Here is a 24,370-nt window from a genome sequence, read left to right on the forward strand (position 1 = left end):
TTAGCCTGCGTTCACGCGCAGCCACGGGCGGCGCGGTTCGAGGGGGAGTCATGCCGCAACGCGAACTGAAGACCGTCAGCACCACGATCCCCGCGCGACTCGACAGGCTGCCGTGGTCGCGCTGGCACTGGATGGTGGTCATCGGGCTCGGCACCGTCTGGATTCTCGACGGCCTCGAGGTGACGATCGTCGGCGCCATCGGCAGCCGCCTCACGGAGAAGTCCAGCGGGTTGGGCCTCACGCCAGGGGGAAGTCGGCCTCGCGGCGGCTGTCTACGTGGCTGGTGCCTGCATCGGCGCACTGGTCTTCGGCTACCTGACCGACCGGTTCGGCCGCAAGAAGCTCTTCATGATCACGCTCGGCCTCTACCTGCTGGCCACCGTGGCGACGGCCTTCTCGTTCACGCCCCTCTTCTTCTTCGCCTGCCGGTTCTTCACAGGGGCTGGCATCGGCGGCGAGTACTCGGCCATCAACTCGGCGATCGACGAGCTCATCCCTGCGAAGCGCCGCGGCGTCGTCGACCTGGCGATCAACGGCTCGTACTGGCTCGGCACCGCCTTCGGAGCCATGCTCACCGTCGTGCTGCTGAACACGAGCATCTTCGCGCCGAACGTCGGCTGGCGCCTGGCGTTCGGGCTCGGCGCCGTGCTCGGGCTGACCATCCTGCTGGTCCGGCGCAACGTGCCAGAGTCGCCGAGATGGATGTTCATCCACGGCTACGACGACGACGCCGAGAAGAACGTGGCCGAGATCGAGTCCGAGGTCGAAGACGACACGGGCGAGAAGCTGTCCGCTGTCGACGACGACGAGGCGATCGAGATCCACCAGCGTCGCTCGACCGGCTTCGGCGAGATCGCGCGGGTGGCGGTGACGAAGTATCCGAAGCGGTTCGTGCTGGGCCTTTCACTGTTCATCGGGCAGGCATTCCTCTACAACGCGGTCTTCTTCACCTACGCTCTGGTGCTGACCCAGCTCCTCAAGGTGCCAGACGACCTGGCGCCGTGGGCTCTCGTGCCGATCGCCGTCGGCAACTTCCTCGGGCCGGCTCTGCTGGGTCGACTGTTCGACTCGATCGGACGTCGGGTGATGATCTCGGTCTGCTACATCGGCAGCGGGGTGCTGTTGGTGGGCACGGGAATCCTCTTCGACCTGCGCATTCTCGATGCGACCTGGCTCACGGTGTGCTGGGTCATCGTGTTCTTCTTCGCCTCGGCCGGCGCGAGCGCCGCCTACCTCACGGTGAGCGAGATCTTCCCGATGGAGACGCGTGCCATGGCCATCGCCTTCTTCTACGCCGTCGGCACCGGCCTCGGCGGAATCATCGGGCCGCTGCTGTTCGGGCAGTTCGTCTCGATCGGTATCAGTGCCGTCGCCCTCGGCTACTTCATCGGCGCCGGGCTCATGATCGCCGCCGGTCTCGTGGAGGTGTTCCTCGGCGTCGATGCGGAGAACAGGTCGCTGGAGGACATCGCAGAGCCTCTGTCGCAGTCCGCGTGAGGCAGACGGCGCAGACCGCGTGTCGGGGCGACGAGACGAATCGCGTCTCGATCAGGAATCGCGTCTCGATCAGGAGGTGCGCGGACTGCGCTCGGCCGCCGCACCGGTGATCTTCACACTGTCGGGGCGAAAGCCGTGCTCGACACCCCAGAGCACCGCCTGGGTGCGGCTGGTGACGCCGATGCGGCGATAGCAGCTGCGGATGTAGGTCTTCACCGAGTTGATCGAGAGGTGCGCCTGCTCGGCGATCTCGCTGTTCGACATGCCCTGCGTGATGAGGGCGAGCACCTCCGCCTCGCGCGAGGTCAGGCCCTCTTCCCGTCCTGGCCAATCGCCCGCCGTGACCGCGGGGCCCGAGGATGCCGTGAAGACGCCGCCCGATCCGGCATGGATGCTCTCCAGCGCCGCCGCGACCTCACGCGCGGGCAGCCCTTTGGAGAGGTATCCGTGGGCCCCGTTCGCCGTCGCCGCGCGAACCAGGTCGTCGTCGACGTTCCACGAGTAGACGACCACCCTGCCGATCAGGCTGTTCTGCACGAGATCGCGCACGCGATCCCGGTCGCCCTGCTGGGAGGCGAACGTGTCGTAGAGGGCGATGTCGACCGGCTCGCTGACGTGCCGGTTGGCATCCAGCTCGACGACCCTGAAGCGCGACTGATACTCGCGGAGCATCGAGGCGACGCCGCGCACGACGACCTCGTAATCGTTGATGAGGGCAACGCTGATCACCATCACCTCACTCTATGACCGAGGTCTTCACCCTTAGGGGTGAAGATGTCGCGGCTGAGATTCCCTACCGTATTTCTCATGCGCAGCGGGCGCTCCCGACCCGTGCGCCCGCACCACACGAAGGCGAGAGATGGGAAAGCTCATCCACGGACCTCTTCAGATCGAGGTCGACGACCGCACCCTTGCCCATCTCGAAACAGTGATCGTGAACAAGTTCCGACGCTGGGAATCGTTCCTGCTCATCTGGCTCGACCAGGGAGCACGAAGAGGATCACCGCCGGTCTCTCTGGATGACGAGCCGCAACCCCGTCTACTTCGAGTACTCCGAGGGTCAGGCGCAGCCCCTCGACAAGGAGTGGCTCCAGCGGTTGCAGAACGCGGCCACGGGTCCTCAGGGCCTCTTCGTGGTCGGCGAGGACGGCGCACCCGCGCGATTCCGCGTGAGGGTGTGAACCCGACCGCCCACCGCCATCGGAATCCACGGTCGTGAATGCCCGGTCCCCGCTCGACCACGGAGCGTACGATGCCCACCATGCGCATGTACTGGCGGCCCGTGCTGTGGGTCCTCGCCGTGATCGGCGCCCTGTTCGTGCTGGGCGTGGTGGTCTTCAAGCTGATCGCGCTGCTCATCCCCGTCGCGCTCATCGCAGCGGTCGTCCTCATCGCGGTGCCTTACGGCGTGCGCAAGGCCCGCGACGAGTCGAAGCATTCCTGACGCGTGGCGGATCACCTCGCGCCAGCGCGAATCACTGTGCTTCAGCGCACGATGAGCACGGGGCAGTTCGCGTGCGACGCGCACTCCGAACTCACCGAGCCGAGCAGCAGGCCCTTGAAGCCGCCGCGGCCGCGCGACCCGAGCACCAGCATCTCCGCGCCCGTGCTGCGCTCGATGAGCACCTGAGCGGGATGCCCGTGCTGAACGACCGTGGTCAGCAGGGCCGGGCGGTCCGAGCCGTAGGCCTCGGTGAGCGACTCGTCGAGAGTCTGCTCGGCGATCTGCTCGAAGGTCGGCTCTGACGTGATGGCGTACGGCGACATCGCCACCGGATACGTCCAGGTGGTCACCGCCTCGATGCGCGCACCGAGCAGCCGCGAAAGCCGGTCGGCCTGACGCAGCGCGACGATGGACTGTTCCGATCCGTCGACGCCCACGATGATCTTCGGTGTGTCGGAGCCGGCGGGGGTGGTCTCGGTTGTCTCGCTCATGACTCCAGCATGCGCCGCCCGTGCTGCACGCGCCACCACCGAGAAGGGTGAAGCGGCGTCAGGATCGAAGCTCGCCAGGCCGTCTTCGTCCTCGTCGTCCCAGTCGGTGTCGTCGACCCAGGGCGCGAGATCGATCTCGTTGCTCTCGGCATCGGCCAGCGTGTACCAGTGCGGTGCGAACTCCTCTGTCACGAGGTGTCCGCCCGCGGCGAGCGCGGCATCGATGCGAGCCTGTGCCAGGGCACGGGGCAGGGCGAGATCGACGTGGATGCGATTGCGCTGCGACCGCGGGGCATCCATCTGCTGGAACCAGAGGGGCGTTCCGATGCCGCGCGGGTCGCGGAGGCTCACCTCTCCGACGCGCTCGTAGCCCAGCACCGCCTGCCAGAACGGCAGCACGAGCGGGATGTCCATGGCATCGATCGCGAGTTTCGAGGTGTGCACCTGCGTGGCGTCTGCCGCGATTCCGAGTCGGCGCGCCGCATCCGAGATCTGCGCCGCGAGGGCGGCATCGCGCTCACTCAGGTCGGAGATCTCGTGCGTCATGATGCGCACGGTGACACCGGGATAGCGCAAGTCGACGTCGGGATGGTGGTTCGCGGCATCAGCAAGTCTGCCGATCTCGTGCACGAACTCGACGCCCTTGTCGAAAGAGCCGGTCGCGAAGTAGGCGGTGGCACCGCCGTAGACCCGGTGCCACGTGTCGCCGGGAACCAGCTCGTGAAATCGCTTGGTGGAGATGGCCTCGACCATGGTGCGCTCCTCGATGAGTCGACGGTGAATCGCTCGGCACGAACGGTTCTGCTCGAACCGCTCCGCCCGAACGCTTCATGCAAACACCGACCGCCGACACGATCAACTGGTGCGCCGCCCTCGTGCTGCGGCGATCGGCGATGGCAGGATGTGACCCATGACCGGCACCCTGCACATCACCGGCGATGCCGCGGCCGACGACCTGCTCTCGACCTCGCCGCTCGCGCTGCTCCTCGGCATGCTTCTCGATCAGCAGGTGGCGATGGAGACCGCGTTCAGCGGGCCGGAGAAGATCCGCGCGCGCATGGGCGCGCTCGACGCGGAGGCCATCGCCGACGCGAACCCGGAGGCATTCGCCGCGCTCTGCGCGACGCCGCCCGCCGTGCACAGGTACCCGAGCTCGATGGCCGCGCGCATCCAATCGGTCTGCCGGGCCGTCGTCGCGGACTGGGGCGGCGACGCCGCGGCGATCTGGACACAGGATGCCCCCGACGGCGCCCAGGTGCTGAAGCGGCTCAAGGCACTGCCCGGCTTCGGCGACCAGAAGGCGCGCATCTTCGTGGCGCTGCTCGGCAAACAGTACGGATACGACGGTGCGGGCTGGCGGAACGCCGCCGGTCCCTATGGCGAGGCCGGATCGTTCCGGTCGGTCGCCGACATCGTCGATGCGACGTCCCTCGCGAAGGTGCGCGAGACGAAGAAGGCAGTCAAGGCCGCGGCGAAGGCCGCCCGATCGACCGGAGAGTCATGATGAGCAGCACGCCAGAAAACAAGGACAACGCGATGGTCGGCTTCCTCAAGCGACGCTGGCTGGCCATCGTGCTGGTCGTGCTGCTGGTCATCGTGGCCATTCAGAACGGCGTCGCCGACGAGAAGTCGACCATCTTCCTGCTGTTCTGGCAGGTGCAGTGGCCCACGTGGGTGCTCGTGCTCGTCATCTTCGTGGTGGGCGGTGTCGTGGGTTGGGTGTTCGCGCGCAACCGGGCAGCGCGCAGAGCGCGCCGCTGACGCGCATCCGACGCTGACACCCCGGGCGCGCTCGCGCCCTCGCCGTCGTCGAGAAGTCGAAAAACGCGCTTACGGCAGCCGTCGTGTCGCGTTTTTCGACTTCTCGTCGGGGCGACGGCCGTGGGGCGACGGCCGTGGGATGACCCGCGAGCGCACGGAGCGGGGGGATGTCAGGCTGAGAGCATGGCGACCTCCACCTACGTACCTCGCGACGACCGTTACGACAGCATGCTCTACCGACGCACCGGCGCCAGCGGGCTCGACCTGCCCGCCCTCTCGCTCGGACTCTGGCACAACTTCGGCGACGACCGCCCCATCCAGACCCAGCGCGACATCGTGCACCGCGCGTTCGACCTCGGCATCACGCACTTCGATCTGGCGAACAACTACGGTCCGCCGTACGGCGCCGCCGAGACCAACTTCGGGCGCATCCTGCGCGACGACCTGCTGCCGTACCGCGATGAGCTCGTCATCTCGACCAAGGCCGGCTGGGACATGTGGCCCGGCCCGTACGGCCAGGGCGGCGGAAGCCGCAAGTATGTGCTCGCCAGCCTCGACCAGTCGCTGAAGCGCATGGGCGTCGACTATGTCGACATCTTCTACTCGCACCGACCCGATCCGAGCACCCCGCTCGAGGAGACGATGGCGGCACTCGACCACGCGGTGCGCAGCGGCAAGGCGCTGTATGTGGGCATCTCGTCGTACAGCGCGGCGGAGACGAGGCGGGCGGCGGGCATCCTCGCCGAGCTGGGCACTCCGCTGCTCATCCACCAGCCGTCGTATTCCATGCTCAACCGCTGGATCGAGGAGGAGGGGCTGTTGGATGCCGCGGCGGAGCTCGGCGTCGGCGTGATCGGCTTCACCGCCCTGGCGCAGGGCATGCTCACAGGGAAGTATCTGAACGGCATCCCCTCGGGCTCGCGGGCCGCAGAGGGCTCCTCGCTGTCGACCGACCTGCTGACGGATGCCGCGCTCGGCCACATTCGCGCCCTCGCCGACATCGCGCAGTCGCGCGGCCAGACGCTGGCGCAGCTCGCACTCGCGTGGGCACTGCGGGACGAGCGGGTGACCTCCCTCGTCATCGGTGCGAGCAGCGTGTCCCAGCTCGAGGAGAACGTCGCGGCGCTCGGTCGCCTCGGCTTCGACGACGACGAGCTCGCCGCCATCGACGGGCACGCCGTGGACGCCGGCGTGGATCTCTGGGCGGCGGCCAGACGGGGCGAGTTGGGCTGACCCTCAGGCGTGGAGGTTTTGCCTACCTTGGATCCAGACTGCTCTCAATTCGCATTCAGGTGATGCTCAATGAGCACCCATACTCTTCAAGTGCGGCCGGGGGTATTCCCCCAAAAAGTCCCCCGGCCGCCAGCACGTGACTTGCCCGAAGTCACCTGCAGGATCCCCGGGTTCGCCGTTTCGCGCATCCGGGGATCCCGTTCCGTCGCCCACTCCTTCCTGCGTGTCGAGGGCACCGCGAAGCGGCGCGTCATCCGTGGGTTGATGAGCACCGCGAAGCGGCGCGTCTCGAAACCCCCGACGTCTCCCCCCAGCCCGGGTTTCGAGACGCGCACGGCTGACGCCGTGTGCTCCTCAACCCTCGGTAGCGCCGTGCGCTCCGGGGGCCGCGGCCACGCGCCTAGGCTGGCTCCATGGCCGCCGCGAATCGTGCACCCGTCACCGTGACCGTCACCGGAGCCGGAGGGCAGATCGGCTACGCGCTGCTCTTCCGCATCGCCTCCGGCCAACTGCTCGGCGCTGACACGCCCGTGCGACTCTCGCTGCTCGAGATCCCGCAGGGACTGCGTGCCGCAGAGGGCACTGCTCTCGAACTGATCGACGGAGCGTTCCCGTTGCTCGACTCGGTCGACGTGACCGACGACGCGTCCGCCGCTTTCGACGGCACGAACGTCGCTCTGCTGGTGGGCGCTCGGCCGCGTGGTGCCGGCATGGAGCGAGCCGATCTGCTGGAGGCGAACGCGGCCATCTTCGGACCGCAGGGGCGTGCGATCAACGAGGGGGCGGCATCCGACGTGCGCGTTCTCGTGGTGGGCAACCCGGCCAACACCAATGCGCTCATCGCGTCGTCGCACGCACCCGACATCCCCGCCGAGCGCTTCACCGCGATGACCCGCCTCGACCACAACCGCGCCGTCGCACAACTCGCGCTCGAGGTGGACGCCCCGGTCACGGCCGTCGACGGCGTGATCGTGTGGGGCAATCACTCCGCCTCGCAGTATCCGGACGTCTCGCACGCCACGGTCGACGGACGTGCGGCCACGGAGCTCGTGAGCGAGCGCTGGCTCGAAGAGGTGTTCGTGCCGAAGGTGGCGCGACGCGGAGCCGAGATCATCGAGGTGCGCGGAGCATCCAGTGCTGCGTCTGCGGCGAGCGCCGCGATCGACCACGTGCACGACTGGGTGCACGGCACCGGCGAGCGCTGGACGTCGGCGGGCGTGAGCACGAGCGGCGTGAACGCCGCCGCTGCCGCCGGCTACGGCGTGCCCGAGGGCCTCGTCTGCTCGCTGCCCGTGCGCTCGGTCGACGGCGAGTGGATCGTCGTGCCTGGACTCGAGGAGCGCGCGGACTCACGCGCCCACATCGCGGCATCCGTTGCCGAGCTGGTCGAGGAGCGCGAAGCGGTCCGCGCACTGGGCCTGCTGCCGGGCTGAGTTCAGGCCGGCAGCCGCAGCATCCGCTCCGACAGTTTCCAGAGCCGGTCGGCCGTGCCAGGGTCGAGCGCACGCGGCAGGTAGTGACCGTATGGCAGCTCGTCGCCGGCGCCGCCCTCGAACGGTTCGGCGAACGTGCAGTTCTCCAGGTACCGCTCGCCGACGCCCTCGAGTTCCGGCGCCACCGCCGCCCACACGAACGTGGCCGCGCCCTGCTGCGGCGTCGACATGCCCGGCGTCGCCAGGTCGTTCCAGCCTCGCGCCTCGATCTGCTCCTGCGTCATGTGACGCTGCAGGCCGGTGCGCACCGCTCCGGGGCTGACCGCGTTGCTCAGGATGCCGTCACGCGCGAACCGCGCAGAGAGCGCCACCGAGAACAGCGCGTTCGCCGACTTGGATCGCCCGTACGCGATCCAGGGATCGTACGGCGTGCGCTCGAAGTTCGGATCGTCGAGGTCGACGTCCGGATCGACGGTGCGCACGCGACGACACGGAGACGACGCGCGCGCCGTGCGCCGCTCTCAGGGCGGGCAGCAGCCCGGTCGCGAACGCGAAGTGCCCGAGATGGTTCACGCCGAACTGCGTCTCGAATCCGTCTCGCGTGCGGCCGAACGGCGTCGCCATCACGCCCGCGTTGAGCACGAGGATGTCAACCGGCCGCCCCGTCGCCACGTGACGGCTCGTCCACGTGCCGACCGAGTCGAGCGAGGCGAGGTCGAGCCGTCGGTGCACGATCCGATCGTTTCCCGTCTCCGCCCGCAACGCCGCAGCAGCGGCCTCTCCCGCTTCGGCGTTGTGTCCGGCGATCACCACCCTGGCGCCGGCGGTGGCGAGCGCCCGAGCCGTCTCGAGCCCGAGTCCGGACGACCCGCCGGTCACGATCGCCTCCTTGTCCGACAGATCGATGCCGTCGACCACCTCGAGCGCGGTGGGCTTGTGCAGGGCCGGGCTCGACGCGCTCATCGGGTGATCCATCCGAAGAACGCCTTCGTCAGCACGGGCAGCACCACGAAGACCAGCAGCGCAACGGCGATCGGAACCATGATCACGAAACGCGCCCAGAGGGGCAGGCTGGCGCCGACCGCGGCGAGAGAGTAACCGAGCCCCGTGATCACGGGATAGATCGCGGCGCAGGTGAGCAGCCACATCTTCCATCGGCGCGGCTGGCGCGGGAGGGGCGGAGGCAGTGGGGCATCCATCACGCCGGCCGGCGCGGCAGACGCGACGGTCGGGGCGGCAGGACGGGCAGTGAGATCGTTCGCGGTCACGGTCATCCTCTTTCGGTCGCGGACCGCCGAGATCGGCGTCCATGGTGTCTGGGACGAGTCTTCGCCCGGACGACACGCGTGAGAAGGCCGGGTCGTTCCTGGCAGTGACAGGGCCAGGAACGACGATCGCGGCGTCGCACGTCGATGGCATGCTGAGGGCGTGACCGACGGGCAGGCATCCACTCGCAACGCGCTCGGCGAGTTTCTGCGCGCCAGGCGAGCACGCGTGCAGCCGACCGACCTCGGACTTCCGCAGGGCACGGGCAACCGGCGCACGCCCGGCCTGCGACGGGAGGAGCTCGCCGCGCTCTCGGGCGTGAGCGTCGACTATTACATCCGTCTCGAGCAGGGCAAGGAGCAGCACCCCAGTGGTGCTGTGCTGACCGCGTTGGCTCGCGCGCTGCGCCTCGACGAGGATGCCCGCGATCACCTCTTCGCGCTCGCGGACCGGCTCGCGGGGCGCGCCCCGCAGCGCAGAGCCGACAACACGGTACGGGCCGGCATCCGGCAGCTGCTGGAGACCCTGCGCCCGTGTCCCGCGTATGTGCGCAACCGCACCAACGACATCCTCGCCGCGAATCCCGAGGGCCTCGCGCTGCTCGCCGGCATCGCCGAGTGGCCGCAGGAGCGGCGCAACACCACGAGATACCTCTTTCGGCATCCGATCGCACGAACGCTCTATCCCGACTGGATGCACGCGGCGAGGATGAGCGTGGCACAGCTTCGCGCCGCATCCATCGGCGACCAGGACGACGCCCTCGCCTCACTCGTCGCCGAGCTCACGGAGGCGAGCCCCGAGTTCGCCGAGCTCTGGCAGCGTCACGACGTGCAGCATCGTCGAACGGAGCGCAAGACACTGCAGCATCCGGTGGTCGGCACACTCAACCTCATGTACGAGAGCCTCGACGTGGCGCCTGACGGCACCCGGCTCGGCGTGTACCAGGCTGCGCCAGGCACCCCGGATCACGAGGCGTTGACGCTGCTCTCGCTGGCCGCCGGGGCGGCCTGAGTCCGCGGCGGGCGATCTCCGCTCGGCTCAGGCGTCCTTCTGCAGCTGCATCAACAGCAGCGGAGCCCGCCTGTCGAGGATGCGCCCGCCCAGCCGAACGCCGATCGCCAGCTCGATCGGGCCGAGCACCACGCCGAGCACGAGCGCGATCCAGCCCCACAGCGCTTCCCCGCTCACGACGGCCACGATCACGAACACGATCTCGGGTGCGGTGAGCACCGCCAGCACGCCCCAGCTGAGGAACGTCGACCCCATCAGAGCCGTGTTCGCGCCGGGTCGGGTCTTGAACGGGTTGTCGCCCGGCGCCGGCGCCGGGTAGACCAGCACCGACGAGGTGACGGAGCACACCGCCAGCCCGCCGAGCAGGAGGCCGACGGCGAGGCCGAGCAGCGCAGGCACGAGCGCCCACTCCCGCGTCAGCGCCGCCGTGACGATGACAACGGCCACCGAGGCAGGCAGCCCGAAGAACAGCACGGCGGATGCCCGCCCCCAGCGGTCCGCACGCCCGGGCACGCCCTTGCTCACATGCAGCACGAACGCCGTCGAGTCGAACGAGACGTCCGCGATCAGCGAGACGCCGAGCAGGAACGCCACCAGCGGGCCCGACCAGAGCACGAGCTCGGACACGTGGGTGAGCGACGAGTAGAACCAGAACAAGATGGGCATGATCGGAATGATCACGAGCTGCCGCACATAACGCGGATCGCGGAACCAGTAGATGAGGCTGCGCGCCGCGATCGCGCCCGCGGGCGTCGCAGGCATGCGGGCGAACATGCCCAGCTTGCCCTGCGCGCGCACCTTCGCCGCCGTGTGCACCGGCGTGACCAGCGCCCTGGCGAGACCCCAGCGCCACACCAGGTACACGACGGCGATCGTGGCCAGCGCGATCAACGCTCGCCACAGTGCTCCGAGCGGGTCGCCGAGCGCGACCTGCGACGGGATGGCCCAGACAGCACCGAGCGGAGTCCACGACATCGCGTCGGCGAGGCTCGGCAGCACGTCCTGCGAGTGGCGCAGCGACGACGTCGTGCCCGCGATGATCGGCCCGAGCAGAAGCAGCGGAATGAAGATGAGGATGCCTGCGGCCTCGCGGAACCTGCGTCCGGAGGCGAGGCCCGCCGCGGCCGACGTGACGGCGCGGGACAGCATGACGCAGAACAGCGCCCCCACGATGCCGCAGAGGAGGGCGAGTGCGGCGATGCCCGGCATCCTCAGCCACGACCCGAACGTGAACACGCAGGCGATGGTGGTGATCGCGCCCGGGATGCCGACGACGCCCGAGATGAGCAGACCGAGCAGCAGCTTGTTCAGCGGGATGGGGTACGCGGCGAGGTGCGGGGCATCCAGCGTCTGCTCCACCGAGAACAACAGCGGCATCACGGCCCAGCCGAGCACCAGCACCGAGCCGGCGAGAACCACGATCGTGCGGGCCAGCTCGATCGACGCCAGGTTGAGGGCGAACAGGCCGACGATCACCATCCCGAGCACGAACAGACCGTAGAGCCCGCCGATGATGACCGCGATGAGCTGGCCGACGCTGCGCTTGAAGCTGTTGCGCAGAACGAGCAGCCGCAGCCTTACGAGTGCTGCAACCACTCCGGGCCCTCCTGCACGCGTCGGCCGCCGACCAGCTCGACGAAGCGGTCTTCGAGGTCGGCGCCCGCGCGCACCTCGTCGACGGTTCCGGATGCCACGACCTGGCCGTTCGAGATGACGGCGACGTGGTCGCACATGCGCTGCACGAGGTCCATGACGTGCGAGGAGACGATGACGGTGCCGCCACCGCGCACGAACCCGCCGAGGATGTCGCGGATGTTCGCCGCCGACACCGGGTCGACGGACTCGAACGGCTCGTCGAGCACGAGCAGCTTCGGCGCATGCACCATGGCGCACGCCAGCGCGATCTTCTTCGTCATGCCCGCCGAATAGTCGACGACGAGCGTGCCCGCCGCCTCCTGCAGGTCGAGTAGTCGCAGCAGGTCGGCGGTGCGCGAGACGGCCGTCGGGCGATCCATGCCGCTGAGCAGGCCTGCGTAGACCACGAGCTGCTCACCGGTGAGCCGGTCGAACAGCCGCGCCCCGTCGGCGAGCACGCCGATCTGGGCCTTCGCCGTCAAGGGGTCGGCCCACACGTCGATGCCGTGCACGGTGACGGCGCCCGCGTCGGGCTTGAGCAGACCGGTCGCCATGCTCAACGTGGTGGTCTTGCCCGCGCCGTTCGGGCCGACCAAACCGTAGAAGCTGCCGGTCGGCACGTCGAGGCTGATGCCGTCGACGGCGCGCTTCTGACCGAACGTCTTGTACAGCCCGCGGATCGACAGCGCGGCTTCGGGATCGGGAGCAGGCGGAGCGAATGCCGCGAGACTCTCGTGCGCGGCGGGAGTGGCTTCGTCGGTCATGGCATCCTTACGTCACGTCCGCAGACAGGTGCTTCCCACCCTATGGGAGTGGTACGACACGAGGCGTCATCCGGTCGGACGACATCGAGTGCACGAGAAGCGCGGCTACCAGCCGACGGCACCGCCAGCGCTGAGGAACCCCACGGTCCAGCACACGATGCACAGCACGAAGGCGCCGACCGCGAGCCACCAGCTCAGTGCCCGACGGAAGATGCGCACCAGGCCGCTCGCCAAGCCCGCCAGTGCGACGACCACGGAGGCCGCCGCCGCGGCAAGCAGGCACGATGCAGCGGCGGCCAGATTGCACGACGGAGCCGGACAGTAGTCGATCAGAGCCAGCCCGACGATGGCAGCGACCGCGCACACCCCGATCAGCGCGGCCGTGATGGCCCACACGACGATCGATACGACGATGTCCCAGGCGATGAAAGGGGGCTTCACCTCGGAATCGGTCACCTACGCGAGTGTACGAACGGGAGCTTGCGTATTGCCCGAAAGCCTCGGCCGCCTGGGCAGCGATCTCACCCATCGCACGTGATCTCGCGACGGCCGTTCCCTGCCGGACCCCGTGCGATCTACCGTGATGGCACGCGCACGTGAGGCGAGCCGTCGGCCGCCGTGCGACGTGATCGGTGAGGGGGCGACCGTGGCGGACACCAGTGCTGCGCACGAGGCCGGGGCGAGCGACGGGGCCGGCCCGAGCATCCGGATACTGCTCCTGCTCTCGTTGCCCGCGCTCGCCATCGGCGTCGTCTCCGCGCTGGTGCTGTGGCTGCTCGACTGGGTCTCCGATCAGCTCAGAACCGGGCTGTGGGATGCCCTGCCGCACGCGATGGGCATCGGCTCGAGCAATCCATGGTGGATCATGACGGTGCTCACGGTCACGGGTTTCGCGGTCGGACTCGTGGTGTGGCTGATGCCCGGTCACGGCGGACCGGACTCCGCCACGACCGGCCTCTCGTCGCCGCCGCCACCGATCGGAACGCTGCCGAGCATCCTCGTGGTCGTCGTCATCGGGCTCGCGGGCGGCGTGAGCCTCGGGCCGGAGAACCCGATCATCGCCATCAACTCCGCTCTCGCCGTGTTCGCGCTCGGCCGGTTCAGCCGCATTCCTCCTGCGCTGGCCATGATGCTGGCGATGTCGGCGACGATCGGTGCGCTGTTCGGCACCCCGGTCGCCGCCGCGCTCGTGCTCACCGGAGCCGTCGCCGCGATCAAGGGCGGCGGGTCGCTGTGGGACAAGCTCTTCCTGCCTGTCGCGGCCGCCGCGGCCGGATCGCTGACGATGCACCTGCTCGGCGGCCAGTCGCTGGCGTTCCACCTGCCTCCCTACGGCACGCCACACGCGATCGACTTCGTGACCGGCGTGCTGGTCGCGGCGCTCTCCGCCGTCATCGGCGTCGCTGCGGCCTTCGTGTTCCCGTATCTGCACGCCGGGTTCCACGCACTGCGCAATCCGCTGCTGATGACGACGTTCGGGGGCCTGCTGCTCGGCGCGCTCGGTGTACTCGGTGGCCCGCTCACCCTGTTCAAGGGTCTCGAACAGACCGGTGAGCTGCTCGAGCATCCAGGCGAGTACTCCGCCGCGACGCTCGCGGTGTTCGCCGGCGTCAAGATCGTCGCGCTGCTCGTCGCGGCCAGTGCCGGGTTCCGCGGCGGCCGCGTCTTTCCGATCGTGTTCGTCGGCGTCGCCATCGGACTCTTCGCGCACGCGATCATTCCCGGCATGCCGCTCGGGCTCGCGGTGGCCTGCGGGGCGATGGGCGTCGTGATGGCCGAGACCAGGGATGGCTGGATCGCCCTGTTCCTCGGCGTCGCCCTCACCGGCGACATCACACTGCTGCCCATGCTGTGCGTGATCACGCTTCCCACCTGGCTGATCGTGACGAAGGCGCCGCCGTTCGAGATCGCGGCGAAGAACGAGGGACTGACTGCGCCTCCTGCCGCGGGCTGAGGAGCACGCGGGACGCGCGACGCCGTGGGTTGAGGAGCGCCGCACGGCGGCGCGTCTCGAAACCCGTACCGCGGAGTGGGTCGGGGTTTCGAGACGCGCGCGGCTTGCGCCGCGTGCTCCTCAACCCGCGGTATGGCGCTTTGTACAGGTCTGTCTGATAGAATTTCGCCCATGGCGACACACGACAAGGGCCCGTCACCGCGGGAGCGGCTGCTCGCCGCCGCCGACGAGCTGTTCTACAGCGAAGGCATCCACACCGTCGGCATCGACCGAATCATCGAGAAGGCCGGCGTCGCCAAGGGCTCCCTTTACTACAACTTCGACGGCAAAGACGACCTCGTTCGCGAATATCTGCTCGGCCGCCATGCCCGCTGGGCCGCCCGCATCGAGGGCGCGGTGGATGCGGCCGACGACCCGCGCGACAAGATCTTGGCCGTGTTCGACGTGCTCGCTGCCACGTTCGCCGAGCCCGATTACCACGGTTGCGCGTTCAGCCGTGCCGTCGCGGAGGCGCAGCCCGACAGCGCCGAGGTCGAGGAGGCGGCGAGCTATCGCGGCTGGGTGCACGGCCTGTTCGGCCGCCTCGCGAACGCGCTGCCCGTGTCCGACGCGCCGACCCTGGCCGAGCAACTCGTCGTGCTCTACGACGGCGCGCGCATGACCTTCCAGATGGACCACGATCCCCGCGCTGCCGAGACCGCGAAGGGGCTTGCGCAGCTGCTGCTGGATGCCTCGGTGCGGGAGCCGGCCGACGCCTGAGCCCGCGGCGCTCGACGGGTCAGCTCGGGTTGGCGAGCTCGTCGAGCTGTTCGCGGAGCGATGCTGTTCCCTCGAGAACGACGGGCGCCCCGAGGCGGGTTGCGTGATCCGCGCGCACTTCGAGCCAGCGTTCACGAGGCATGCGGAAGCGGTTCCGCGTCGCCGGCGCTCCCTCGCGCGCTACCACCTCCGATCCACCGTCGAGATACCCGACCCTGCGAGAGACCGCGTTCGATGCCGGGTTGTCGGCAAAGGCTGTCGATGTCGCCTCGACCGCGCCGAGACCATCGAAGAGGAGCTGCAGCATGAGCATCCTCATGCGCGTGCCGATCCCTTGACCTTGGAACTCCCGACCTAGCCACGACCCCGTGTGCGCACGCCGCAGCACCTGCCAGTCGTCCGCACCGCAGCCTTGCGAGCCGACGACGACGTCGCCGACGAGCACCGCGTATTCGAGGCGAAACTTTTGCGGCGCAACCGCCGTGCGCCGCTGCCACTGGTAGGCGAGCATTCCGCGCATGATCTCGTCGGGCGTGCCCCGCGTCCATGGGTTGCTGAACGGCATGCGCGCCGGGTCATGCACGCCGAGCACCGCAAGCTTCGCGAGTTCGACGATCAGGTCGTCATCCATCCAGCGCAATTCGAGGTCCCCGGCCCGCGCGACGACACCGGCCGCCGGCCACATCGACACGAGAGCGTTCGATCCCATCGCTCAAGCTTGGCACGTCGCGGTCAGCGCGCCGTCGGCACACCGGCCGTGACCACGACGAGCGAGCAGGGCGCGGCATCCACACCTGTCGCCGGGCGGCGTGCCGCACGCTCGCGCGATGTCGCGCGCATCTGCGCCGCGAGCCCGACCGCAGCGGCCAGCATCACGGCGACGCCGAAGCCCACCACGGTACCCGTGAGTCCGAACCACCCGATCAGCAGGCCGCTGACCATCGCCGGAAGACCGAACGACAGGTAGGCGACGGTGAACACGGCGGCGAAGACGCCCGCACGCTCGTGAGGCAGCACCAGCGGTGTGACCGCCCGCAGCGCGCCCGAGAAGATCGCACCGAATCCCACGCCGGCGACCACGCCCCCGGCGACGAACAGCATCAGCGAGGCCGCGAAGACGCCGGCGACCACGATCGCCGTGCCGAGAAGCACGGCCAGCGCGCCGAACGCGATGGCCTTTCGCGCCACCATGCCGCCGAGCACGAACCCGGCGAGCGCCGCGGCAGCGGGCTCGGCGAACGCCGTCGCACCGTCGACCGCGCCGCTGTTGATGTGGAACACGTCGAGCACCACGCTCGGGCCGAGGCCGAGGAACAGGGCGGCGAGCATCCACGCCCCGACGATCGCCGGTGTCGCCGCCACGAACGCGCCCCTGGCCGATCGCGGAACGGATGCCTGCGGCACGAGACTGCGCACCGCGCCCGCGCGCACCGACGAGGTCTCCGGCGAGGCCACCGCGACGAGCAGACCGAGCGCCGCCACCACTGCGAGTGCCACGAAGACGATGCCGTCTGCCGACGTGCTGAACTGCACCGCAAGACCGGCGAAGAGCGCACCGAGCGCGAGGCCGGCCACCGCCGCGGTGCCCGTGACGATCGAGGCGAGTCGCGCGAATCGCGACGGAGCGAGCTCGATGATCGCCGCGGTGAACGCGCTCGTCGCCATGCCGGTCGCGAGCCCCTGCAGCGAGCGAGCGACGATCACCCATCCCACGTTCGTGGCGAACACGAAACCCAGCATCGCGAGCACCTGCACGGCGAGCGCCGCGATGATGACGGGTCGGCGCCCGATGTGATCCGAGAGCCTGCCGGTCACGAGCAGTGCGGCGATGAGCGTGATCGCGTACGACGCGAACGCCACCGTCAACGCCCACGACGGGAAGCCCCACCGCTGCTGCAGAAGAAGAAGGATCGGCGTGGGCGCTCCGGCCGCGAGGTAGAGGCCGGCGAACGCGGCGGAGGTGCCGGCGAAGGCCACACCGGCCGGCAGTGCCAGTCGGCGCCGGCCGAGCGCATCCACCGACGCGACAGTGGCGGCCTCGACGTTCTCTGCAGTCATGACGTTCCTCTTTCCGCGCCGACGGACGCCCGTTTCTCGTCTGGAGTGCTTATCGCACGATTTGAACCGATCTGTTCAATAAGTTAGACCTGTCTGTTTAAAAGTGCAAGCATGAGCATGCCGTCGGGTCGAGGCGTGCGCTGACAGGGGGCCGCGTCCCGTGGGGTGGGGAGCCCGCGAAGCGCGCGCCTCGTAAACCGGTGCGTCTCGAAGCCAAGGGCGCCTTCAGTGCTCCGGTTTCGAGACGCCCACGGCTCCGCCGGCGGCTCCTCAACCTGCGGGAAGCGAGACGGGCCAACCGCTCCGCGGTCGGCTCCTCAACCTGCGGGGACACGGGACGGACTCACGGCGAAACCGCGCTCCTCAACCTGCGGAAGCAGGCGGCGAGATGCGCGCAGCAGAAAAAGAACCGCCGTATCGTGCGCCGCAGGCGGCACGGCACACGATACGGCGGAGGTTCGTCACTTCTTCTTGTTCAGTGTCTTCTCATCGACGGGAGCGTTGCCGGATGCCCGCAGCGCCCGGTAGTACTCCCTCGCCTCGTTCTGACGCTCGGCCTCGATGCCCGTGGCGATCGTGGCCCGCAGGTGCTCGGGCTCGAAGCCGAAGGCATCCACCAGATCCTGCGCCTGCGGCCGCAGGCGGGCGACGAGGCGGTCGATGTAGGCCGTGACGGCCTGGGCGCGCTGCTGCGAGAGCCGACCGTGGATCAGGTGCCAGGCCACATGCTTCTCGATCAGCCCGAGGCCGAACAGGTCGCGCAACCAGGTGAGCACCTGCTTGGTGCCGGCATCCTGCACCGTGGCCAGCGCCTCGGTGAACGCCTCCCACTGCAGCAGCTCGCCGTGGGCGCGCGCAGCCTCGATGAGCTCGTTCTGCTGCGAGTTGAACAGATCGGCCGCCTGCTGCTTCGACAGCTTGTTGGCGTTGCGCAGGCGGGTTGCGACCTCCGCGATCATGGTCTCGACACGGTCGGTGAGCAGCTCGCGCTGCGTCTCCGGGTCGCGCAGCTGGCCGACCGAGCGTGCCGTCGAGCCGAAGTCGGCCACCGTCTGGGCGAGTCGACGCAGCCCCGAGCCGTGGTACGCCCGGTCCGCGGCCTGCGACACGACGTAGCGGGCGAGGGCGCCGGCATCCGCCTTCGCGAATTTCTTCGAATAGTCCGTGAGCAGGCGCTTCGCCACGAGCTGCAGCAGCACGTTGTTGTCGCCCTCGAACGTGACATAGATGTCGAGGTCGGCGCGCAGGCCGGTGATGCGGTTGGATGCCATGAACCCGGCGCCGCCGCACGCCTCGCGCGCCTCCTGCAGCGTGTCGAGAGCGTGCCACGTGGACAGCGGCTTGAGCGCCGCCGCGAGCGTCTCGAGATCTTGCCGGTCTTCGTCGGTGTCGCCCTTGCCGCTGAACACCTCGTCGAACTTCACCAACAGCTTGTCGTGCGCGAAGGCCTGCGCGTATGTGGTGGCGAGCCGCGGGATGAGCCGGCGCTGGTGACGCTGGTAGTCGAGCAGCACCTCTTCGTCGGTGTCGCTGCCCGCCGTGAACTGGCGGCGCTGGTTGCCGTAGGTGATCGCGATGGTGAGCCCCATCGCGGCGCCGAGCGTGGATGCCCCGTCGAGCGACACGCGCCCCTGTACGAGCGTGCCGAGCATGGTGAAGAAGCGTCGGCCTGGGCTCGCGATCGGGCTCGTGTAGGTGCCGTCTTCTGCCACGTCGCCGTAGCGGTTGAGCAGGTTGTCGCGCGGGATGCGCACGTCGGTGAAGTGCAGACGACCGTTGTCGATGCCGTTCAGGCCGCCCTTGAGGCCGTCGTCTTCGCCGCCGACGCCCGGCAGGAACTCGCCGGTCGCCTCGTCGCGAATGGGCACGTAGAAGCAGTGCACGCCGTGGTTCACGCCGCCCGTGATGAGCTGCGCGAACAGTGTGCACGCGATGCCGTCGCGCGCCGCGTTGCCCAGGAACTCCTTCCACGCGCCGCGGAACGGCGTGTTGATGACGAACTCCTGGGTCTCGGGGTCGTAGGTGGCGGTCGTGGCGATGGAGGCGACATCCGAGCCGTGCCCGATCTCGGTCATCGCGAACGCGCCGGGCACCTCGAGGCTCATGATGCCGGGAAGGAACTTCGTGTGATGCTTCTCCGTGCCGAGGTGCAGCACGGCTGCACCGAACAGGCCCCACTGCACGCCGCTCTTGATCTGCAGCGACGGGTCGGCCGTGACCAGCTCCTCGAAGCCGGCGATGTTGCCGCCGGCGTCTTCGCCGCCGCCGACAGACCTCGGGAACGCGCGGTGCACCTGGCCGTCTTCGACCAGCAGCTTGAGCTGGTTGAAGACGCGTGCGCGGTGTTCCTCGAGCGGCAGGCCCTCGATGCGCTGCATGTCCGGATTCTTCGCGAGCTCGCGGGAGGCCAGGCGGATGTCCGCCCAGGTGCCCAGCAACTTGCGGCCGAGCAGGGCGACGTCGACGTGCGCGGGCGGGGCATCCACGTCGATCGGTCCGGTCTGCGCGACATAATCGGTGCGATTGGCGTGCGTCACGTTCTCGGTGCTGGACTTCGCAGCGGTGTCAACCATCGTCGGCCTTCTTCCGTGGTGGGTGTGGGCGGGAGCCGGGCGCGCTGGCGGTTCGTCTGCCGCGGCAACCGGGCTCGAAAAGGGCTCGACTCTCACGCTAGGTCGGCTTTCTGGGAGCGGCCATTCCGCCGTGCGGTTGCCACAAACCCGGCTCGGGGCGATGCCCGTGCCGCTGTGGGTTTGCGCAAGCGATGTCGGTGGCCGCTGCCATGCTGGATGCCATGACCCGGTTCATCGCCCTGCTCCGCGGCGTCAACGTGGGCGGTCGCACGATCAAGTCCGCCGAGCTCGCCGAGGCGTTCCGCTCGCTCGGCTACGACGCCGTGAAGACGGTGCTCGCCAGCGGCAACGTGGTGTTCGAGGCGGAGGGTGTGGCGTCCGATCGGCGCGCTGAGATCGAACGCGCCCTGAGCGACGCCTTCGGATACGACGCCAAGGTGCACGTGCTCGACACGGAGGCGCTCGCCGCGATCGCCGGTGCGTACCCGTTCGCGGAGCGCGACGGCTGGCACCGGTATGTGATCTTCCTCATCGGCGCCGCGGCCGATGCGCCGCGGCCGCCCGACATGGATGCCCTCGTCGAGCGGATCACGCACCTCGCCGTCGATCACGAGCTGGAGTCCGTCGCGGACGGCGGCTCCGTCATCTACTGGACCGTCGAGCGCGGCCACACTCTCGACAGCGTCGTGGGCAAGGGCATCGGGAGCGGCAAGGAGAAGTCGCTCACCACGAACCGCAACCTGAACACCCTGGAGAAGCTGCTGCGATGACGCCTGGTGCCGACCGACCGATCCTCCGCCTGGCCGACGCGGATGCCTGGCGCTCCTGGCTGGAGGAGAACAGCGCCTCGAACTCCGGCGTGCAGCTTGCGCTGGCGAAAGGCTCGGCCAAGGGCATCCGCTATGCCGAGGCCCTCGACGAGGCCCTGTGCTTCGGTTGGATCGACGGGCGCAAGCAGTCGTTGAGTGAGACGGAGTGGCTGCAGACGTTCACACCGCGACGGGCGAAGAGCATCTGGTCGAAGCGCAACCGGGAGCACGTCGAGCGGTTGGAACGCGAGGGTCGCATGACCGATGCGGGACGCGGGGAGGTCGCGCGCGCGAAGGCGGACGGTCGGTGGGATGCCGCCTACGCGGGTTCCAGCACCATCGAGGTGCCCGACGACCTTGCGGCAGCGCTGGCGGCGAGCCCTGAGGCGACCGCGATGTTCGGCACTCTGACGAGCCAGAATCGTTTCGCGATCCTGTTCCGCATCGGCAACGTGAAGCGCGCCGAGACCCGGGCGCGCAAGATCGCCGAGTACGTCGCGATGCTCGAGCGGGGCGACACGATTTACCCGCAATTGAGGCGAGAGTGATGAAAGCTTGCTTTCATCACCGAGCCGATTGCAGCGGGTTGAGCGGCGCGAGCCGCGATCACCCCTGCAGGTTCCGCTTCTAGTTGGCGGATTCCGCGGGGATGTGAAGTTCTTCGAGAACATCGCAGACTTCGAGGACTGGGTCTGCGACCGATCTGTCAGCGCGTGTCCCCGTCAAGGCCGTCGGGCGATGACCGAGAACATCAGCGGAATCTCAGCGCTCGCTTCGGGGAGCACCCAGCCGTTGTCGCCCTGCACAAGGCTGGGCAATGCTTTCCAGGGCATCGACCGGTGTTCAGCGAACGCCTCGATTCGCAGTCCTGATTCCAGGATCGCGGTGAGGATCTCGCCCAAATGGTGAGGCCACTCGTAGGTCACGTTGTTGTCCAGGATGGTCTGGCTCGCGTAGGTGGTGCCGTCATCGAATCGCATCGGCCGACCCGTGGCGAAGTATGGCTCGCCAACGACAAGCAAGTTGTCGTCGCGCTGGTATTCCATCGCGCTCATCATCGGATGCCCCTCGTAGAGGAGGAAGACTCCACCGGGCCGCAGCAACTGCTGGATCGTGCGCGCCCACGATCCCAGGTCCTCGAGCCAAGCCAGAACGCCAACCGACGTGAACACGACATCGAACTGACGCCCCAGGACCTTCGGCGCGTCCTCGTTGGCGCACCGAACGAACGATGCGGTCGCTGTTCCAGCTCGCTCGGCGAGAGCCGTCGCGGCTGCGATCGCTTCCTCGGACAAGTCTGTTCCGACGATGGTGGCCCCACGGCGCGCGAAGCTGATCGTGTCCAAACCGATGTGGCACTGGAGATGCGCCATCTCCAGCCCGTCGAACGAGCCTTCCGGCACAAAAGGCGTGAGGAGCTCTGCTTCCTTTGCCGCCCAGAGAGCCGTTGGATCATCCGCGAAGGCTTCCGCACCGTATGCGACGACGTGATCGGACACGCGCTCGTTCCAATTGCGCATGTTCGCAGCAACAAACTCACTCGACACGAATCCTCCTTGACCGGACGACACGCCACCCTCCCACGGACTGCCGACGTGAACCAAACCAGGTCGCACTACGGTGTCTGAGTGGCCAGTCGGCAGCCCGTGCGGGTACTTTGCGTCTGCGTCGGCAACATCAGCAGGAGCCCGATGATGAGCGCGCTACTGCAGCTCGAGCTCGGCGATGGGTTCGTCGTCCAGAGCGCGGGCCTGGACAAGGACTTGGCCGGCCGTCCCGCCAACGACCGCTCGGTCAACTGCTTGCAGGAACGCGGTCTGGACCTGAGCGGGCACGTCAGTCGCTGGATCGGGAGCATCAGCCTCGACGGGATCGGATGGATCGTCACCGTCGGCGCCGAGGAGGCCCGCCAGGTGCGCGCCTACCTCGGGAACAGCTCGGCCCGCATCATCGTCGCCAACGCCGAGCATGGCGGGATTCCGGATCCCTACGAGTTTGGGTTGGACGGATATCGGGAGTGCGTGGCGCTGCTCGACCGGGTGCTCCCGAACATCGCCCAGCAGCTGAGGACGCGTGAAGGCACCGCGTCGCCGTGAGTCGACCACGAGTGCACCGACGCGGCGTCGCAGAAGGAATGGATCATCGGGCTTCGGTGCGAATCCAGTGGGCATAGGTTCTGAGTCCCTCCTGGAGCGGAATGCGTGTCTCGAATCCGGTGTCGGCGACGAGCCGGTCGATGCTGAGAGGGCCGACCTCCAGGCAGGGCGCGTCGGCCGAGATCGAGATCGGTGCGTCGGGGATGAGCTGGAGGATGGCATCGACGACTTCTTGGTCGGTGGTGGCGCGGCCGCTGCCGATGTTGTAGATCGGGTGGTTCAGCTTTCGAGCGGTGACGACTGAGGCGATGGCCCGTGCGACGTCGTCGACGTGGATGAGGTCGCACGCCATGTTGCCGTCCAGGCTCAGCGTGTTGCCCGCCAGAGCAGCGTGGAGAAGTCGCGGCAGTCCGATGAATCGCGAGGCGGGGTTTCCCAGCGGCCCCCATACTCCGCCGATGCGGAGTCCCACGACATCGGATCCCGTTCTGCTGCGGGTGAGATCAGCGGCGAGTTCGAACGTCTTCTTCGCCGCGGCGATCCCATGCGGCGCGAGCGGAGGCAGCGGCATGTCTTCTCGGTAGGGCGGTTCCACCCCGGCGTACACGCCGATCGAACTCGCATAGACGAGCCGATCCGCCTTCGCGTCGTGCGCGAATCCGAGCGCGTTGCCGAACCCGCGCACGTTGGCGACGAAATCGTCGATCGGACCACCGTCTCCGTGGACGGCGGCGAGATGCACGACGGCACTCACGTGGAAACGCGACGCGAGTTCCTCCCATTGCCGTTCGTCCAGCACATCAAGTTGCGCGACCGTGAGTCCGCCTCGGTTCCGCAGGAACGAGACGGGCTGGCGAGCCGTGCGCGTTGTCGCAAGAACCTCGTGCCCCGAGTCCAGGAGAGCTCTGGTCACATGGGAGCCGATGAAACCAAGGCCGCTCGTCACGAGAATCATATTCGTCACCTTAGCTGACGATCAGATGTGCTGTATGATCTATCTCATGGCGCTGGATCGAATGGGCTTCCTGCTCAAACACGCCTACCTGGCGTATGAATCGCTGGCTGCGGAGAAGTACGACGCGATCGGGGCAACCGCGCGCGAGTGCGGCGTCCTCGCCCAGGTACAGGCGACCGAGAACCCGTCCCAGCTCGAACTCGCGAACGAACTCGGCGTCGACCGCACCACCATGGCGCAGTTGCTCGATTCCCTGGAACAACGAGGCCTGGTCTCCCGCACGCCGCTGCCCACGGACCGGCGAAAGAACCTCGTCTCCCTCACGAAGTCCGGACACGACCTCCTTGCCCGCGACCGCGTCATCCGTGCGGAACTGGACCGAGAATTCCTCGCGCCCGTGCACACCGCCGAACAAGCGACCCTCCGCAGCTCCCTGCACGCCATCGTGAACACCCAGCGCACCTCCTCCCGCACCCCCTAGCAGCAGGCAAGCCATCAGCCCGCAGCGGGATCCCCTTTGGAGAGATTGCACGCACTCGACTGCGGACCCGTGTCGTGCCGATTCCGTGACCGATGCCGGAATCGATGCCTCACCGACACCTGTCGTGGAATCCGACACTTCGACGGGAGA

Annotated in this window: 27 protein-coding genes and 1 pseudogene; 15 read left to right on the plus strand and 13 right to left on the minus strand. The window is 68.4% G+C overall.

Annotated features, from left to right (window positions below; genetic code table 11):
* Positions 1 to 276 precede the first annotated feature (276 nt).
* Positions 277 to 1,497: an MFS transporter gene (locus FPZ11_RS10630; RefSeq protein ID WP_246846190.1), complete on the plus strand. Its 1,221-nt coding sequence runs from the start codon at positions 277 to 279 to the stop codon at positions 1,495 to 1,497.
* 69 nt (positions 1,498 to 1,566) lie between these two features.
* Here the strand turns inward: FPZ11_RS10630 and FPZ11_RS10635 are convergent, their stop codons facing one another.
* Positions 1,567 to 2,229 (minus strand): response regulator transcription factor, encoded by a 663-nt coding sequence (locus tag FPZ11_RS10635; protein WP_210415839.1) that lies wholly within the window; start codon positions 2,227 to 2,229, stop codon positions 1,567 to 1,569.
* 127 nt (positions 2,230 to 2,356) lie between these two features.
* On the opposite strand from FPZ11_RS10635, the pseudogene FPZ11_RS20430 reads away from it, so the two are divergent.
* The 3 genes and pseudogenes from FPZ11_RS20430 to FPZ11_RS10640 form a co-directional block, all read left to right on the plus strand.
* Positions 2,357 to 2,422: pseudogene (locus FPZ11_RS20430) on the plus strand (hypothetical protein); the annotation flags it as partial.
* A 94-nt stretch (positions 2,423 to 2,516) separates the two neighbouring features.
* Positions 2,517 to 2,678, plus strand: a complete 162-nt coding sequence (locus FPZ11_RS19265; protein WP_168203797.1) for a DUF7882 family protein — start codon at positions 2,517 to 2,519, stop codon at positions 2,676 to 2,678.
* 71 nt (positions 2,679 to 2,749) lie between these two features.
* Positions 2,750 to 2,941, plus strand: a complete 192-nt coding sequence (locus FPZ11_RS10640; RefSeq protein ID WP_146320755.1) for a hypothetical protein — start codon at positions 2,750 to 2,752, stop codon at positions 2,939 to 2,941.
* Positions 2,942 to 2,982: 41 nt separating this feature from the next.
* On the opposite strand, the gene FPZ11_RS19810 is transcribed toward FPZ11_RS10640, so the two are convergent.
* Positions 2,983 to 4,185, minus strand: a complete 1,203-nt coding sequence (locus tag FPZ11_RS19810; protein ID WP_246846191.1) for a universal stress protein — start codon at positions 4,183 to 4,185, stop codon at positions 2,983 to 2,985.
* Between the two features lie 157 nt (positions 4,186 to 4,342).
* On the opposite strand from FPZ11_RS19810, the gene FPZ11_RS10655 reads away from it, so the two are divergent.
* The 4 genes from FPZ11_RS10655 (at position 4,343) to FPZ11_RS10670 (ending at position 7,859) form a co-directional block, all read left to right on the plus strand.
* Positions 4,343 to 4,936, plus strand: a complete 594-nt coding sequence (locus FPZ11_RS10655; RefSeq protein ID WP_146320757.1) for an HhH-GPD-type base excision DNA repair protein — start codon at positions 4,343 to 4,345, stop codon at positions 4,934 to 4,936.
* On the plus strand, positions 4,933 to 5,193 hold the full coding sequence (locus FPZ11_RS10660) for a lipopolysaccharide assembly protein LapA domain-containing protein (protein ID WP_246846192.1): 261 nt from the start codon (positions 4,933 to 4,935) through the stop codon (positions 5,191 to 5,193). The genes FPZ11_RS10655 and FPZ11_RS10660 overlap by 4 nt, the downstream gene beginning before the upstream one ends.
* Positions 5,194 to 5,376: 183 nt before the next feature.
* Positions 5,377 to 6,426 carry an L-glyceraldehyde 3-phosphate reductase gene (gene mgrA, locus FPZ11_RS10665; RefSeq protein ID WP_146320759.1) on the plus strand — a complete coding sequence of 350 codons (1,050 nt, stop codon included), beginning with the start codon at positions 5,377 to 5,379 and terminating at the stop codon, positions 6,424 to 6,426.
* 413 nt (positions 6,427 to 6,839) lie between these two features.
* A complete protein-coding gene (locus tag FPZ11_RS10670) occupies positions 6,840 to 7,859 on the plus strand; it encodes a malate dehydrogenase (protein ID WP_146320761.1) in 1,020 nt (339 codons plus the stop codon).
* A 2-nt stretch (positions 7,860 to 7,861) separates the two neighbouring features.
* On the opposite strand, the gene FPZ11_RS19815 is transcribed toward FPZ11_RS10670, so the two are convergent.
* From FPZ11_RS19815 to FPZ11_RS10680, 3 genes are read right to left on the minus strand one after another with little or no spacing between them, the layout of a single operon-like run.
* The gene (locus FPZ11_RS19815) at positions 7,862 to 8,230 is read right to left on the minus strand and encodes an SDR family NAD(P)-dependent oxidoreductase (RefSeq protein ID WP_246846193.1); all 369 of its coding nucleotides are present in this window, start codon (positions 8,228 to 8,230) and stop codon (positions 7,862 to 7,864) included.
* The gene (locus FPZ11_RS19820) at positions 8,202 to 8,822 is read right to left on the minus strand and encodes an SDR family NAD(P)-dependent oxidoreductase (RefSeq protein WP_246846194.1); all 621 of its coding nucleotides are present in this window, start codon (positions 8,820 to 8,822) and stop codon (positions 8,202 to 8,204) included. The genes FPZ11_RS19815 and FPZ11_RS19820 overlap by 29 nt, the downstream gene beginning before the upstream one ends.
* Entirely contained in the window at positions 8,819 to 9,127 is a 309-nt protein-coding gene (locus FPZ11_RS10680) for a putative antibiotic biosynthesis monooxygenase (RefSeq protein WP_146320763.1), read from the minus strand. Before FPZ11_RS10680 ends, FPZ11_RS19820 begins: the two co-directional genes overlap by 4 nt.
* 160 nt (positions 9,128 to 9,287) lie before the next feature.
* On the opposite strand from FPZ11_RS10680, the gene FPZ11_RS10685 reads away from it, so the two are divergent.
* Complete coding sequence (locus FPZ11_RS10685) at positions 9,288 to 10,136, plus strand: helix-turn-helix transcriptional regulator (protein WP_146320765.1); 849 nt, start codon at positions 9,288 to 9,290, stop codon at positions 10,134 to 10,136.
* Positions 10,137 to 10,163: 27 nt separating this feature from the next.
* On the opposite strand, the gene FPZ11_RS10690 is transcribed toward FPZ11_RS10685, so the two are convergent.
* From FPZ11_RS10690 to FPZ11_RS10700, 3 genes are all read right to left on the minus strand, one after another.
* On the minus strand, positions 10,164 to 11,732 hold the full coding sequence (locus FPZ11_RS10690; protein ID WP_146320767.1) for a transporter: 1,569 nt from the start codon (positions 11,730 to 11,732) through the stop codon (positions 10,164 to 10,166).
* A complete protein-coding gene (locus FPZ11_RS10695; RefSeq protein ID WP_146320769.1) occupies positions 11,714 to 12,535 on the minus strand; it encodes an ABC transporter ATP-binding protein in 822 nt (273 codons plus the stop codon). Before FPZ11_RS10695 ends, FPZ11_RS10690 begins: the two co-directional genes overlap by 19 nt.
* Positions 12,536 to 12,640: 105 nt before the next feature.
* On the minus strand, positions 12,641 to 12,991 hold the full coding sequence (locus tag FPZ11_RS10700) for a hypothetical protein (RefSeq protein ID WP_146320771.1): 351 nt from the start codon (positions 12,989 to 12,991) through the stop codon (positions 12,641 to 12,643).
* A 190-nt stretch (positions 12,992 to 13,181) separates the two neighbouring features.
* On the opposite strand from FPZ11_RS10700, the gene FPZ11_RS10705 reads away from it, so the two are divergent.
* Together FPZ11_RS10705 and FPZ11_RS10710 are read left to right on the plus strand one after the other, a co-directional pair.
* Positions 13,182 to 14,489, plus strand: a complete 1,308-nt coding sequence (locus tag FPZ11_RS10705; protein ID WP_246846195.1) for an ion channel protein — start codon at positions 13,182 to 13,184, stop codon at positions 14,487 to 14,489.
* A 171-nt stretch (positions 14,490 to 14,660) separates the two neighbouring features.
* Positions 14,661 to 15,248 carry a TetR/AcrR family transcriptional regulator gene (locus FPZ11_RS10710; protein ID WP_146320775.1) on the plus strand — a complete coding sequence of 196 codons (588 nt, stop codon included), beginning with the start codon at positions 14,661 to 14,663 and terminating at the stop codon, positions 15,246 to 15,248.
* Between the two features lie 19 nt (positions 15,249 to 15,267).
* Here the strand turns inward: FPZ11_RS10710 and FPZ11_RS10715 are convergent, their stop codons facing one another.
* The 3 genes from FPZ11_RS10715 to FPZ11_RS10725 all read right to left on the minus strand — a co-directional run bounded on the left by FPZ11_RS10715 (position 15,268) and on the right by FPZ11_RS10725 (position 19,879).
* Entirely contained in the window at positions 15,268 to 15,957 is a 690-nt protein-coding gene (locus FPZ11_RS10715; RefSeq protein WP_210415840.1) for a GNAT family N-acetyltransferase, read from the minus strand.
* 23 nt (positions 15,958 to 15,980) lie between these two features.
* Positions 15,981 to 17,306, minus strand: a complete 1,326-nt coding sequence (locus FPZ11_RS10720) for an MFS transporter (RefSeq protein ID WP_146320777.1) — start codon at positions 17,304 to 17,306, stop codon at positions 15,981 to 15,983.
* A gap of 461 nt (positions 17,307 to 17,767) precedes the next feature.
* Complete coding sequence (locus tag FPZ11_RS10725) at positions 17,768 to 19,879, minus strand: acyl-CoA dehydrogenase family protein (protein ID WP_146320779.1); 2,112 nt, start codon at positions 19,877 to 19,879, stop codon at positions 17,768 to 17,770.
* Between the two features lie 191 nt (positions 19,880 to 20,070).
* Here FPZ11_RS10725 and FPZ11_RS10730 point away from each other — a divergent pair, with 191 nt between their 5' ends.
* Together FPZ11_RS10730 and FPZ11_RS10735 are read left to right on the plus strand one after the other, a co-directional pair.
* Complete coding sequence (locus tag FPZ11_RS10730) at positions 20,071 to 20,649, plus strand: DUF1697 domain-containing protein (protein ID WP_210415841.1); 579 nt, start codon at positions 20,071 to 20,073, stop codon at positions 20,647 to 20,649.
* Positions 20,646 to 21,236, plus strand: a complete 591-nt coding sequence (locus FPZ11_RS10735; RefSeq protein ID WP_146320781.1) for a YdeI/OmpD-associated family protein — start codon at positions 20,646 to 20,648, stop codon at positions 21,234 to 21,236. The genes FPZ11_RS10730 and FPZ11_RS10735 overlap by 4 nt, the downstream gene beginning before the upstream one ends.
* A 174-nt stretch (positions 21,237 to 21,410) precedes the next feature.
* On the opposite strand, the gene FPZ11_RS10740 is transcribed toward FPZ11_RS10735, so the two are convergent.
* On the minus strand, positions 21,411 to 22,235 hold the full coding sequence (locus FPZ11_RS10740) for a class I SAM-dependent methyltransferase (protein WP_146320783.1): 825 nt from the start codon (positions 22,233 to 22,235) through the stop codon (positions 21,411 to 21,413).
* Positions 22,236 to 22,382: 147 nt separating this feature from the next.
* Here FPZ11_RS10740 and FPZ11_RS10745 point away from each other — a divergent pair, with 147 nt between their 5' ends.
* On the plus strand, positions 22,383 to 22,784 hold the full coding sequence (locus FPZ11_RS10745) for an arsenate-mycothiol transferase ArsC (protein WP_246846196.1): 402 nt from the start codon (positions 22,383 to 22,385) through the stop codon (positions 22,782 to 22,784).
* Positions 22,785 to 22,827: 43 nt separating this feature from the next.
* Here FPZ11_RS10745 and FPZ11_RS10750 read toward each other — a convergent pair whose 3' ends face one another.
* Complete coding sequence (locus FPZ11_RS10750) at positions 22,828 to 23,739, minus strand: NAD-dependent epimerase/dehydratase family protein (RefSeq protein WP_146320787.1); 912 nt, start codon at positions 23,737 to 23,739, stop codon at positions 22,828 to 22,830.
* Between the two features lie 61 nt (positions 23,740 to 23,800).
* Between FPZ11_RS10750 and FPZ11_RS10755 the strand changes: the two genes are divergently transcribed.
* Positions 23,801 to 24,220: a MarR family winged helix-turn-helix transcriptional regulator gene (locus FPZ11_RS10755; RefSeq protein ID WP_246846197.1), complete on the plus strand. Its 420-nt coding sequence runs from the start codon at positions 23,801 to 23,803 to the stop codon at positions 24,218 to 24,220.
* Positions 24,221 to 24,370: the final 150 nt, after the last annotated feature.

The sequence above is a fragment of the Humibacter ginsenosidimutans genome (assembly GCF_007859675.1).
Classification (GTDB): Bacteria; Actinomycetota; Actinomycetes; order Actinomycetales; family Microbacteriaceae; genus Humibacter; species Humibacter ginsenosidimutans.

What these genes read in the sequence shown, in the direction of transcription:
- FPZ11_RS10640 (WP_146320755.1), top strand. Translation starts at nt 2,750, where the DNA reads ATGCCCACCATGCGCATGTACTGGCGGCCCGTGCTGTGGGTCCTCGCC.
- FPZ11_RS10635 (WP_210415839.1), bottom strand. Translation starts at nt 2,229, where the DNA reads ATGGTGATCAGCGTTGCCCTCATCAACGATTACGAGGTCGTCGTGCGC.
- FPZ11_RS10670 (WP_146320761.1), top strand. Translation starts at nt 6,840, where the DNA reads ATGGCCGCCGCGAATCGTGCACCCGTCACCGTGACCGTCACCGGAGCC.
- FPZ11_RS19810 (WP_246846191.1), bottom strand. Translation starts at nt 4,185, where the DNA reads ATGGTCGAGGCCATCTCCACCAAGCGATTTCACGAGCTGGTTCCCGGC.
- FPZ11_RS10750 (WP_146320787.1), bottom strand. Translation starts at nt 23,739, where the DNA reads ATGATTCTCGTGACGAGCGGCCTTGGTTTCATCGGCTCCCATGTGACC.
- FPZ11_RS10720 (WP_146320777.1), bottom strand. Translation starts at nt 17,306, where the DNA reads ATGACTGCAGAGAACGTCGAGGCCGCCACTGTCGCGTCGGTGGATGCG.
- FPZ11_RS10725 (WP_146320779.1), bottom strand. Translation starts at nt 19,879, where the DNA reads ATGGTTGACACCGCTGCGAAGTCCAGCACCGAGAACGTGACGCACGCC.
- mgrA (WP_146320759.1), top strand. Translation starts at nt 5,377, where the DNA reads ATGGCGACCTCCACCTACGTACCTCGCGACGACCGTTACGACAGCATG.
- FPZ11_RS10655 (WP_146320757.1), top strand. Translation starts at nt 4,343, where the DNA reads ATGACCGGCACCCTGCACATCACCGGCGATGCCGCGGCCGACGACCTG.
- FPZ11_RS10660 (WP_246846192.1), top strand. Translation starts at nt 4,933, where the DNA reads ATGATGAGCAGCACGCCAGAAAACAAGGACAACGCGATGGTCGGCTTC.
- FPZ11_RS19265 (WP_168203797.1), top strand. Translation starts at nt 2,517, where the DNA reads ATGACGAGCCGCAACCCCGTCTACTTCGAGTACTCCGAGGGTCAGGCG.
- FPZ11_RS19820 (WP_246846194.1), bottom strand. Translation starts at nt 8,822, where the DNA reads ATGAGCGCGTCGAGCCCGGCCCTGCACAAGCCCACCGCGCTCGAGGTG.
- FPZ11_RS10745 (WP_246846196.1), top strand. Translation starts at nt 22,383, where the DNA reads ATGAGCGCGCTACTGCAGCTCGAGCTCGGCGATGGGTTCGTCGTCCAG.
- FPZ11_RS10735 (WP_146320781.1), top strand. Translation starts at nt 20,646, where the DNA reads ATGACGCCTGGTGCCGACCGACCGATCCTCCGCCTGGCCGACGCGGAT.
- FPZ11_RS10730 (WP_210415841.1), top strand. Translation starts at nt 20,071, where the DNA reads ATGTCGGTGGCCGCTGCCATGCTGGATGCCATGACCCGGTTCATCGCC.
- FPZ11_RS10715 (WP_210415840.1), bottom strand. Translation starts at nt 15,957, where the DNA reads ATGGGATCGAACGCTCTCGTGTCGATGTGGCCGGCGGCCGGTGTCGTC.
- FPZ11_RS10710 (WP_146320775.1), top strand. Translation starts at nt 14,661, where the DNA reads ATGGCGACACACGACAAGGGCCCGTCACCGCGGGAGCGGCTGCTCGCC.
- FPZ11_RS10755 (WP_246846197.1), top strand. Translation starts at nt 23,801, where the DNA reads ATGGGCTTCCTGCTCAAACACGCCTACCTGGCGTATGAATCGCTGGCT.
- FPZ11_RS10695 (WP_146320769.1), bottom strand. Translation starts at nt 12,535, where the DNA reads ATGACCGACGAAGCCACTCCCGCCGCGCACGAGAGTCTCGCGGCATTC.